12 protein-coding genes are annotated in these 11310 nt (G+C 69.8%); 10 read left to right on the top strand and 2 right to left on the bottom strand.

Annotation, left to right across the window (positions count from 1 at the left end; translation table 11 throughout):
* Together MVA01S_RS25615 and MVA01S_RS25610 are read right to left on the bottom strand one after the other, a co-directional pair.
* A partial coding sequence (locus MVA01S_RS25615; protein WP_060941740.1) for a ferredoxin-like domain-containing protein occupies window positions 1–900 on the bottom strand: 900 nt, incomplete at its 3' end.
* A 27-nt stretch (window positions 901–927) separates the two neighbouring features.
* Entirely contained in the window at window positions 928–1851 is a 924-nt protein-coding gene (locus MVA01S_RS25610) for a TauD/TfdA dioxygenase family protein (protein ID WP_003933501.1), read from the bottom strand.
* Window positions 1852–1986: 135 nt separating this feature from the next.
* Here MVA01S_RS25610 and MVA01S_RS25605 point away from each other — a divergent pair, with 135 nt between their 5' ends.
* The 10 genes from MVA01S_RS25605 to MVA01S_RS25565 form a co-directional block, all read left to right on the top strand.
* Window positions 1987–2634 (top strand): ABC transporter permease, encoded by a 648-nt coding sequence (locus MVA01S_RS25605; RefSeq protein WP_040543074.1) that lies wholly within the window; start codon window positions 1987–1989, stop codon window positions 2632–2634.
* On the top strand, window positions 2631–3803 hold the full coding sequence (locus MVA01S_RS25600; RefSeq protein ID WP_003933499.1) for a betaine/proline/choline family ABC transporter ATP-binding protein: 1173 nt from the start codon (window positions 2631–2633) through the stop codon (window positions 3801–3803). Before MVA01S_RS25605 ends, MVA01S_RS25600 begins: the two co-directional genes overlap by 4 nt.
* A complete protein-coding gene (locus MVA01S_RS25595) occupies window positions 3800–4585 on the top strand; it encodes an ABC transporter permease (protein ID WP_003933498.1) in 786 nt (261 codons plus the stop codon). Before MVA01S_RS25600 ends, MVA01S_RS25595 begins: the two co-directional genes overlap by 4 nt.
* Before the next feature lie 11 nt (window positions 4586–4596).
* Window positions 4597–5556, top strand: a complete 960-nt coding sequence (locus tag MVA01S_RS25590; RefSeq protein ID WP_003933497.1) for a glycine betaine ABC transporter substrate-binding protein — start codon at window positions 4597–4599, stop codon at window positions 5554–5556.
* A 93-nt stretch (window positions 5557–5649) separates the two neighbouring features.
* Window positions 5650–5793 carry a hypothetical protein gene (locus MVA01S_RS31385; RefSeq protein WP_157895623.1) on the top strand — a complete coding sequence of 48 codons (144 nt, stop codon included), beginning with the start codon at window positions 5650–5652 and terminating at the stop codon, window positions 5791–5793.
* Window positions 5794–5815: 22 nt separating this feature from the next.
* Window positions 5816–9412, top strand: coding sequence for a cobaltochelatase subunit CobN (gene cobN / locus MVA01S_RS25585; protein ID WP_003933496.1), 3597 nt, complete (start codon window positions 5816–5818; stop codon window positions 9410–9412).
* A gap of 81 nt (window positions 9413–9493) precedes the next feature.
* A complete protein-coding gene (locus tag MVA01S_RS25580; RefSeq protein WP_003933495.1) occupies window positions 9494–9877 on the top strand; it encodes a PPOX class F420-dependent oxidoreductase in 384 nt (127 codons plus the stop codon).
* A gap of 7 nt (window positions 9878–9884) precedes the next feature.
* Window positions 9885–10277 carry a PPOX class F420-dependent oxidoreductase gene (locus MVA01S_RS25575; RefSeq protein WP_003933494.1) on the top strand — a complete coding sequence of 131 codons (393 nt, stop codon included), beginning with the start codon at window positions 9885–9887 and terminating at the stop codon, window positions 10275–10277.
* 45 nt (window positions 10278–10322) lie between these two features.
* Complete coding sequence (locus MVA01S_RS25570; protein ID WP_003933493.1) at window positions 10323–10826, top strand: FxsA family protein; 504 nt, start codon at window positions 10323–10325, stop codon at window positions 10824–10826.
* Between the two features lie 41 nt (window positions 10827–10867).
* Window positions 10868–11310: amidohydrolase family protein (locus MVA01S_RS25565; protein WP_159426350.1), on the top strand; the 443-nt coding region annotated here is incomplete at its 3' end.

Raw genomic sequence — 11310 nt, 5'->3', positions numbered from 1 at the left:
GTCGAAGATCAGCCCGAGCGGCGCGAGGACCCGCAGCGCGACGTCGGCGACGCCCTCGTCGAGGTCGAACAGCAGCACCGACCGCCACGGGGTGACCGCCAGCGGCGCCTGCACGGCGGCCAGGTACTGCGCGACCCGCGCGTCGAGGACGCCCAGCGGAACCGCGGCGCCGAGCGCGATGCGCCCGTCGTCCTGCTCGATCCAGCCCACCGGGGGGCGGACCGAAGCCGGCCACGTCTTCCCCGGCGGTGCGGTGGGCTCGCGCTGCCCGAGCAGCTCTGCGGGGTCGGCGAGTTCGCCGACACGCCAGGCGGTGCCCCGGATCTCGGTGAAGCGCCGTGCCACGCGCAGCAATTCGTCGACCGCATCGTGCAGCGGAACCCGCACGCCCGTGTCGCGGCCCGCCAGGAGCAGCGCCACGGTGTGGGCGTCGAGCACGTGCACACCGACGTCGGTGCCCAGGCCGGAGATGTCACCGCGGCCGTCGTCGATGCCGAACACGAACCGGCCCGGCAACCGGACCAGATCGGGGTCGCGCTGCAGCGCGGAGTCCAGGGCGTGCGCCAGATCCCTTGTGTCGCAGACTCCGCCGTGACGGCCCGACAGCGGGGAGGCCAGGATGTTGCGCACCCGCTCGTGGGTCGGCGACGGCAGCAGGCCTGCCTCGGCCAGCGCTGCGGCCACCGCGCCGGTGTCGCGGATCCCGCGGATCTGCAGGTTGGCGCGCGAGGTCAGTTCCAGCGTCGCGGTGCCGAACTCGGTCGCCGCGTTGGCCAGCGCGTCGAGCTGGGCGGCGGTCAGCACACCGCCCGGTAGCCGGACCCGGGCCAGTTCACCGTCGGCGGCCTGGTGGGTCTGCAGCGCGCCCGGACAGGCGTCGTCGTCCCGTTCCCTGGCCATCGCTCCACGGTACCGCCCGCCGAAAACTCAGCTGACCAGCCGCACCGCCGGCGCCACCACGGCCGAATAGGTCGACGCATCCCCGGCGACGACCCGGCTGTGCGCACCGTGCACGTCGACGGGGATGTCCCCGGCCAGGGTCACCCGGCTGAGCCGGCGGAACTGGTCGTCGTAGTCGGACACCGCGTAGTGCTGGGTGGCCCGGTTGTCCCACACCGCGAGATCGCCCTGCTCCCAGTTCCAGCGGATGGTGTTCTCCAGCTTGGTGATCCGATTCTGCAACAGCTGGAACAGCGCGCCCGACTCGGCTTTGCCCAGACCGACGAAGTGTTTGACGAAATGCCCGAGCAACAGCACCTTGCGGCCCGTCTCCGGGTGCACCCGCACGACCGGGTGCTCGGTCTCGTAGTAATCGGAGACGAACTCCTCCCGATACTGGCGTTCGGTGTCGGCCAGCTGCTCCAGGCGGGCGTCGACGTCACCGGCGTAGTCGTACTCGTTGGTGTGCACCGCCCACAGGTTCTCGACCAGCGCGCGCAGCGGCGGCGGCAGCAGGTCATAGGCGGCCTCGGTCGACGCCCACGTCGTGGTCCCGCCGTACGGCGGCAACGTGATGGCCCGGAGCAGGGACGCCTTCGGGATGCGGTCGACGAACGTGACGTCGGTGTGCCAGCTGTTGGCCTTGTCGTAGCGCGAGTCGATCGGCAGCACCCTGGTCCCGCGCGAGGTCACCGTCGGGTGCGCCGTGGTCGGCGTGCCCAGCGCGCGAGCAAAGGCCAGTTGGCCGTCGCCGTCCAGATCGTGCTGGCCGCGGAAGAAGATCACCTTGTGCTCCAACAGCGCGGCGTTGATCCGCGCGGCCGTGGCCGCATCCACTCCGTCGGAGAGCCGCACGCCCTCGATGCGGGCGCCGATCACGGCTCCGAGCTTGACCACCTTGACTGATGACATGACACCTCCACAGAACGACTGAGAGCACTCTGGCCGCAGCCGAGGCGATGGCCAACCGTTTGATTCAGCCGGAATCGAATCGGTGCCGTTTTGGCAAGTTCAAGATCGGGTAGAAGCCAGCGAACGGAGGTGCAGGTGAACGGACTGTGGGACTACGTCACCGCCCACCACACGCAGCTGATCTTCGATTCGTACCAGCATGTCAGCGCCGTGGTGCAGAGCGTGCTGCTCGCCACGCTGATCGGGGTGGCCATCGGGGTGGCCACCTACCGCAACGCGCTGGCCGCCAACCTGGCCACCGCGACCTCCAGCGTCATCCTGACCATCCCGTCCTTCGCGCTGCTGGGACTGCTGATCCCGCTGTTCGGCCTCGGTGTCGTGCCCAGCGTGGCGGCGCTGGTGCTGTACTCGCTGCTGCCGATCATCCGGAACACGATCGTCGGCCTCAACGCGATCGACCCGGCGCTGACCGATGCCGCCCGGGGCATCGGCATGAGCCGGCTGGAAACCCTGGGCCGGGTCGAGCTGCGGCTGGTCTGGCCGGCCGTGCTGTCGGCCATGCGGCTGAGCACCCAGATGTCGATGGGGGTGCTCGCGATCGCGGCCTATGTGAAAGGGCCGGGCCTGGGCAACCTGATCTTCGCCGGGCTGGCCCGGGTCGGCAGCCCCACCGCGTTGCCCATGGCGCTCAGCGGCACCCTGCTGATCGTGATCCTGGCTCTGGCGCTCGACGCGATCCTGGTCCTGGTCGGGCGCCTCACGACGTCGAAAGGCATTCGGTGACAGAGCAATCAGAGCCCACCGGGGTGCGGATCGAACTCGACCACGTGTCGAAGACCTACCCCGGAGCCGCCCAACCCGCGGTGAAAGACGTCTCGCTGGACGTTCCGGCCGGGGAGATCGTGATCTTCGTCGGCCCGTCCGGCTGCGGCAAGACCACCACCATGCGGATGATCAACCGGCTCAGCGAGCCGACGTCGGGCCGGATCCTGATCGGGGACAAGGACGCGCTGTCGATCAAGCCCAACGAGCTGAGGCGGTCCATCGGCTATGCGATCCAGCAGGCCGGGCTGTTCCCGCACATGACGATCCGGCAGAACGTCGGGCTGGTGCCGGGTCTGCTCAAGTGGGACCGCAGACGCATCGACGAGCGGGTCGACGAACTGCTCGACATGGTTGGGCTGGAGCCGGCCCAGTACGCCGACCGCTATCCGCGCCAGCTCTCGGGCGGTCAGCAGCAGCGTGTCGGGGTGGCCCGCGCGCTGGCCGCCGACCCGCCGGTGCTGCTGATGGACGAGCCGTTCGGCGCCGTGGACCCGATCACCCGCAGCACCCTGCAGGACGAGCTGTTGCGGCTGCAGAGCGAACTGCGCAAGACCATCGTGTTCGTGACACACGACTTCGGTGAGGCGGTCAAGCTCGGCGACCGGATCGCGGTGTTCGGTCAGCAGTCCAAGGTGCTGCAGTACGACACCCCGCAGAACATCCTGGCCGCCCCGGCCGACGACACCGTCGCCGGCTTCGTGGGTTCCGGGGCGTCGCTGCAGCAGCTCGGGCTGTTGCGGGCGCGCGACGTGGCGCTGGAGTCGCGGCCGTCAGTGCACCGCGGCGACACCGTCGAGCACGTGCGCTCGGTGCTCGCCGCCAGCGAATACGACTGGGCGGTGGTGCTCGACGAGCGGGACCGGCCCGTGAGCTGGGTCCGCGAGCGCAGGCTCCGGCACGCGGGCGCGCTCGCCGACGCCGTCGAATCGCTCGACGTGATCAGCACCCATTCCACCCTGGAGGACGCCCTGGAGGCGATCCTGGCCGAGCAGCACGCGTCGGCCGTCGTCGCCGGACCAGGCAACCGCTACGTCGGCGTGGTCACCCTGGACACGCTCATCGACACGATCACCCGGCTGCGCGCCGAAGCCGACGCGGCCACCGGCGGGAAAGACGTTCCGTCGTGACCACCGCCCGGCAGGCCACCGGCGCCGACGTCGCCGGCCCCGCGACAAGCACCCCCGCCGAGCGCGCCCGGCTGTTCGTCCAGCCGGTTCTGGTGCTCGTGGTCGGGGCCGCGGTGGTGTTCTGGGCGTTCAACCGCGACCTGACCGCCACCCAGTCGGAGAACATCAACCCCGGCAACGTCGCGATGCTGATCTGGCAGCACCTGCTGATCACCGCCGCGGTGACGGCGATAGTGCTGCTGGTCGGTGTTCCGCTCGGCGTTCTGGTGACCCGTCCCTGGGCGAAAGTGTTGCGCCCCTTGTTCGTCGGGATCGCGAACGTGGGACAGGCAGCACCCGCGATCGGGCTGCTGGTGCTGCTGTTCCTGCTGACCGCCAAGACCGGGTTCTGGATCGGGGTGCTGCCGATCGCGCTCTACTCACTGCTGCCGGTGCTGTCGAGCACCATCCTCGGCATCGATCAGGTGGACCGCGCGCTGATCGACGCCGGGCTCGGGCAGGGGATGTCGCGGGCGTCGCTGCTGCTCCGAGTCGAACTGCCGCTGGCGGTGCCGTTCATCCTCGCCGGTCTGCGCACCTCGCTGGTGCTGGCCGTCGGCACCGCGACGCTGTCCTTCCTGGTCAACGCCGGCGGCCTGGGCATCCTGATCGACACCGGTTACAAGCTGCAGGACAACGTGACGCTGATCCTGGGCAGCGTGCTCGCGGTGTGCCTGGCGCTGCTGGTGGACTGGCTGGGCGGGCTGGCCGAGTTCTTCCTCGACCCGAAAGGGTTGCGGTGAGCGCGCGCCGGATGGCCGCGCTCGCCGCGGTGCTCGCGCTGGCGCTGACCGCGTGCGGACTCGGCTCGGGTAGCGCGGTGCCACTGCAGGTGGGACCCGGCACGATCCAGCCCACTCCGGGGCTGGAGGGGGTGCGGATCACCGTCGGCTCCAAGGAGTACACCGAGCAGGTGATCATGGGCTACATCCTGGAGTTCACCCTCGCCGCCGCCGGTGCCGACGTCAGGGACCTCACTGGCATCGTGGGATCCCGGAGCACAAGGGAGGCGCAGCTTTCCGGACAGGTCGACGTCGCCTACGAGTTCACCGGCAATGCGTGGATCAACTATCTCGGCCACGAGAAGCCGATCCCGGACACCCGCGAACAGTACGAGGCGGTGCGCGACGAGGACCTGGCCCGCAACGACATGGTGTGGCTGGAACCGGGGCCGATGGACGACACCTATGCGCTGGCCGCCAGCCCGCAGACCGTCGAGAGAACCGGTGTGCGCACCCTGTCCGACTACGCCGCGCTGGTTCAGCGCGATCCGGCCGCGGCCCGCACCTGCGTGGACACCGAGTTCCGGGCCCGCCAGGACGGCTTCCCCGGCATGGCGGCGGCTTACGGCTTCGACCCGGGGCAGGCCCAGACTCCGATCCTGCAGGTCGGCATCATCTACCAGGCCACCGCCGACGGCACCGAGTGCGACTTCGGCGAGGTGTTCACCACCGACGGCCGCATCGCCGCGCTGAACCTGGTCCTGTTGGCAGACGACAAGCAGTTCTTTGCGCACTACAACCCGTCGGTCACGATGAAGCGGGAATTCTTCGACGCCCACCCCGAGATCGCGGAGGTGACCGCGCCGGTGACCGCGGCCCTCACCAACGAGGCGATCACCGAGCTCAACCGGCAGGTCGACGTCGAGGGACGGGACCCGAGCGTGGTCGCCCGGGACTGGATGGTCGCGCAGGGGTTCGTCACCGCCGACTAGCGCGTGTGTGACGTGTATCACGTTGCTGTGCTGCCGGTTCCGTCCGGCACAGCCTCCGCTTTTTAGCCAGTACCGGCGGTACCGTCATCCGGCATGAGCCCGCTCGAAGAAGAGGGGGCCTTTCGGAAGGAAACACCGATGACCGCGATTCTGATCTTGACTGTGGCCATTCTCGCGCTCGTCGCCGCGGTCGGCGCGCCGTACGGGCAGACCTGGTACGGCCGCTGGCACGGCTGAGGCCGTCGGGTACGAATAGGGGGTGACCCTGCCTGAGGCCGCCGGCCAGACCTCGCCGACCGTGCTGCTCCTGTCCACCTCCGACACCGACCTGATCACCGCCCGCGCCAGCGGCGCCGCGTACCGCTGGGCCAACCCGGCGCGGCTGGTCGACGGTGAACTCGACGAGTTGCTGCGCGCGGCCGACATCGTGGTGGTGCGCATCCTCGGCGGCTACCGGGCATGGGAGGACGGCATCGACGCGGTGACCGCCAGCGGCGTGCCCGCCGTCGTGGTCAGTGGCGAGCAGACCCCCGACGCCGACCTGATGAACCATTCGACCACCCCGGCCGGCGTGGCCCTGCAGGCCCACATCTACCTCGCGCAGGGCGGAACCGAGAACCTGGCGAACCTGCATGCGTTCCTGTCGGACACGCTGCTGATGACCGGCTTCGGTTTCGCCGAGCCCGGCACAACCCCCATCTGGGGTGTGCTGGAGCGCGAATCCGCCGGCTCCGACGGCCCGACCGTGGCCGTGCTGTACTACCGCGCCCAGCATCTGGCCGGAAACACCGCATACGTCGAGGCGTTGTGCGATGCGATCGAAAGCGCTGGGGGAGTGGCACTTCCGGTGTTCTGCGCGTCCCTGCGCACCGCCGACGACGCGCTGATCGAGTTGCTCGGCACCGCCGACGCCCTCGTCACCACCGTGCTGGCTGCAGGCGGGGCGACCCCGGCCGCGGTCGGGGCGGGTGGCGCCGACGATGCGTGGAACGTGGCACACCTTGCCGCACTGGACATCCCGATCCTGCAGGGACTGTGCCTGACCAGCTCGCGCGCGCAATGGGAGGCCAACGACGACGGGATGTCGCCGCTGGACGTCGCCACCCAGGTGGCGGTGCCCGAATTCGACGGCCGGATCATCACGGTGCCGTTCTCGTTCAAGGAGATCGACGACGAGGGCCTGATCTCCTATGTCGCCGACCCGGAACGCTGCGCCCGCGTCGCCGGGCTGGCCGTGCGGCACGCCCGGCTGCGCTCGATCGCCCCGGCCGACAAGCGGGTGGCTCTGGTGTTCTCGGCCTATCCGACCAAGCATGCCCGCATCGGAAACGCCGTCGGCCTGGACACCCCGGCCAGTGCGCTCGCGCTGCTGAACGCGATGAAGGACGCCGGCTACGAGGTCGGGGAGATCCCCGGGCTGGCGGCCGGCGACGGTGACGCGCTGATCCACGCGCTGATCGAGCGCGGCGGCCAGGATGCGGTCTGGCTGACCGAGGGGCAGCTGACCGGTAATCCGATCCGGGTGTCGGCCAAGGATTATCGGGCGTGGTTCGCCACGCTGCCGGCCGAGTTCACCGACGCCGTCGTCGAACACTGGGGACCGCCGCCGGGGGAGTTGTTCGTCGACCGCAGCGCCGACCCCGACGGCGAGATCGTCATCGCGGCCATGGCGGCGGGCAACGTCGTGCTGATGGTGCAGCCGCCCCGCGGATTCGGCGAGAACCCGGTGGCCATCTACCACGATCCGGATCTGCCGCCCAGCCACCACTATCTGGCGGCCTACCGCTGGATCGACTCGTCGTTCCGGGCGGACGCGGTCGTCCACCTCGGCAAGCACGGCAACCTGGAGTGGTTGCCCGGCAAGACCCTGGGCATGTCGGCGGCCTGCGGCACCGATGCCGCGCTGGGGAACCTGCCCCTGATCTACCCGTTCCTGGTCAACGACCCCGGTGAGGGCACCCAGGCCAAGCGCCGCGCGCACGCCACCCTGGTCGACCACCTGATCCCGCCGATGGCCAGGGCCGAGACCTACGGCGACATCGCACGGCTGGAACAGCTGCTCGACGAACACTCCACGATCTCGGCGTTGGACCCGGGCAAGCTGCCCGCGATCCGCCAGCAGATCTGGACGCTGATGCGGGCGGCGAAGATGGACCACGATCTGGGCCTGGAGGACCGTCCCGACGAGGACTCCTTCGACGACATGCTGCTGCACGTGGACGGTTGGCTCTGCGAGATCAAGGACGTCCAGATTCGCGACGGCCTGCACATCCTGGGCCAAACACCCACGGGCGAAGCGCAACTCGATCTCGTCCTGGCGATCCTGCGGGCCCGTCAGCTGTTCGGCGGCGAGCAGACTGTGCCGGGTCTGCGCCAGGCGCTCGGGTTGGCCGAGGACGGTCACGACGAGCGCACCGCCGTCGACGCAGCCGAGGCCCAGGCCCGGGAGTTGGTCGCCGCACTGCAGGACAGTGGTTGGGACGCAGGGGTCGTGGACACCCTGACCGACGACGAGGACGTTGCGGCGATCCTGCGGTTCGCCGCGACCGAGGTGGTGCCGCGGCTGGCCGGCACCGCCGGGGAGGTCGACCAGATCCTGCGCGCACTCGACGGCCGATTCATCGCCTCCGGGCCGTCCGGTTCGCCGCTGCGCGGGCTGGTCAACGTGCTGCCCACCGGCCGCAACTTCTACTCGGTGGACCCCAAGGCGGTCCCGTCCCGGCTGGCGTGGGAAACCGGTGTGGCGATGGCGGATTCGCTGCTGGAGCGCTACCGCACCGACTACGGACGCTGGCCCGAGTCGGTGGGGCTGTCGGTGTGGGGCACCTCGGCGATGCGCACCTCCGGCGACGACATCGCCGAGGTCCTCGCGCTGCTCGGTGTGCGGCCGATCTGGGATGACGCGTCACGCCGCGTGGTCGACCTGGAAGCGATCCCGACGGCCGAACTGGGCCGCCCCCGCATCGACGTCACCGTGCGCATCTCGGGGTTCTTCCGTGACGCGTTCCCGCACGTGGTGTCGATGCTCGACGACGCGGTGCAATTGGTGGCCGGACTCGACGAACCCGCCGAGGACAACTACGTACGGGCCCACGCGCAGGTCGACCTGTCGGAGCACGGTGACCAACGACGGGCCACGACAAGAATTTTCGGCTCCAAGCCCGGCACCTATGGTGCAGGTCTGCTGCAGTTGATCGACAGCCGCAACTGGCGCGACGACGCGGATCTGGCGGCGGTGTACACCGCGTGGGGCGGCTTCGCCTACGGCCGCGGACTGGACGGGGCTCCGGCCACCGACGACATGAACCGGGCCTACCGGCGGATCTCGGTGGCGGCCAAGAACACCGACACCCGCGAGCACGACATCGCCGACTCCGACGACTACTTCCAGTACCACGGCGGCATGGTGGCCACGGTCCGCGCGCTGACCGGCAAGGATCCGGCCGCCTACATCGGTGACAACACCCGGCCCGACGCGGTGCGCACCCGCACGCTGTCCGAGGAGACCACCCGGGTGTTCCGGGCGCGGGTGGTGAACCCGCGCTGGATCAACGCGATGCGCAGGCACGGCTACAAGGGGGCGTTCGAGATGGCCGCCACCGTCGACTACCTGTTCGGCTACGACGCGACCGCCGGCGTGATGGCCGACTGGATGTACGAGCAGCTCTCACAGAGTTACGTCCTCGACGACGAGAACCGCAAGTTCATGTCGGAGTCCAACCCGTGGGCGTTGCACGGCATGGCCGAGCGGCTGCTCGAGGCAGCCGGTCGCGGCATGTGGGCGGCCCCTGAGCAGAGCACCCTGGACGGACTGCGGCAGGTGCTGCTCGAAACCGAAGGCGATCTCGAAGGCTGACACGCACTCAGCATCGACCTCGTCACCTTCGACGCCGCCTGACAGGAGCTTGAGCCGACCGTCGGCCGTTACATTGGCGGAATGACCGCCACTTTCGCCGACGTCGCCAAGTCCGACTACATCCTGCTGACCACCTTCACCAAGGACGGCCGGCCGAAGCCGACCGCGATCTGGGCGGCCCCGGCCGGCGACGGCCTCATCGCGATCACGCAGGAGACGTCGTGGAAGGTCAAGCGGATCCGCAACACCGAGCGGGTGACGATCGCGCCGTGCGACAAGGCCGGTAAGCCCAAGGGTGAAGCGGTCGAGGCGACGGCGCGGATCCTGGACAAGTCGGCCAACGCCGCCACCTACGACGCGCTCGCCAAGCGGTACGGGCTGCTCGGCAAGGTCTTCAACTTCTTCTCCAAGCTGCGCGGCGGCATGCAGAAGAACGTTTCGGTCGAGATCAAACCGGTCAACTAATGGGTTCATGACCGCTCCGACGTTCGAGGACGTCTCCCGCGAGAAGTACCTGCTGCTGACCACGTTCACCAAGGACGGCCGCCCCAAGCCGACACCGGTGTGGGGCGTGCCGCACGCAGGCAAGCTGCTGATCAGTACCGACGACGGCTCCTGGAAGACCAAGCGAATCAACAACACGCCCCGGGTCACCATCCAGAAGTGCGGCGTGCTCGGAAAGCCCAAGGGCGAACCCGTCGAAGCCGTGGCCCGCAACCTGCCCAAGTCCGACACCCGGCGGGTGTTCGACATGGTGACCAGGCGTTACTGGTGGCACGCATGGTGGTGGATCCCGCAGGCGATCCTGCGCGGCGGAGTGGACAAGGTGCACGCGGCGATCGAAGTCGAGGCAGCGACAGCCTGAAACGGCGGACCGGAACCTGCGGCGCCGCCCGCGCGTTGGCACACTATGGCGATGCGGCTGTTCCTGGTCTATGCGGTGCTCGAGGTGGCGGTCCTGGTGGCGCTCACCTCGGCGATCGGTTTCGGCTGGACGGTGCTGCTGTTCGCCGGCGTGTTTCTGCTCGGCCTGCTGCTGGCCGGCTCGCAACTGCGCCGTCAGCTGCGCCGGTTGCGTTCCGGGCTGACACTGGCCGACGCCCAGGGGGCGGTCGCCGACAGCGCCTTGGTGGCGCTCGGTACCGTGCTCGTCGTGATCCCCGGCCTGGCCAGTTCCGTCCTCGGCGCGCTGCTGCTGCTCCCGCCGACCCGTGCCGCTGCGCGCCCCGTCATCACCGCGATGGCCGCGCGCCGCGCCCCGTTGATCGTCGGCGTGAGCACCTTCGGTTCGGCCGCGGCCGGCCGCACCGGTCGGGGCGAGTACATCGACGGTGAGGTCGTCGAGGTCATCGACGACGTCGACCGCCCGGGCGCCGCCGACGTGCGCGTGGACCGGCCCCGCCTGCCGGAGTGACCACCACCCTCCTGCTCAACGGTCGTGTGCACAGCCCGGCCATGCCCGACGCGACCGCGATGGCGGTGCGGGACGGCATCGTCGCGTGGCTGGGCAGCGATGACGTCGGGCGTGCCCAGTTCCCGGACGCCGAGGTCGTCGATCTCGGCGGAGGTTTCGTCGCGCCAGCCTTTGTCGACAGCCACGTCCACACCACGGCCACCGGGCTGACCCTGACCGGGCTGGACCTGCGGCCCGCGACGTCGTTGCGGCACTGCCTGGACCTGCTCGCCGAGTACGTCAGCACGCACCCGGACGGTGTCGTGTGGGGCCACGGCTGGGACGAGACCCGGTGGCCGGAGCGCACCGCGCCCGGCACCGCCGACGTCGACGCCGTCGTCGGTGACCGGCCCGCCTACCTGGCGCGCGTGGACGTGCATTCGGCCGCGGCATCGACGCACCTGCGCCGTGCGGCCGGTGTCGCCGGAGGCACGCCGCTGACCGG

Source organism: Mycolicibacterium vaccae NBRC 14118 = CIP 105934, assembly GCF_001552715.1.
Lineage (GTDB): Bacteria > Actinomycetota > Actinomycetes > Mycobacteriales > Mycobacteriaceae > Mycobacterium > Mycobacterium vaccae.
This window is presented reverse-complemented; position numbering and strand designations above follow the sequence as displayed.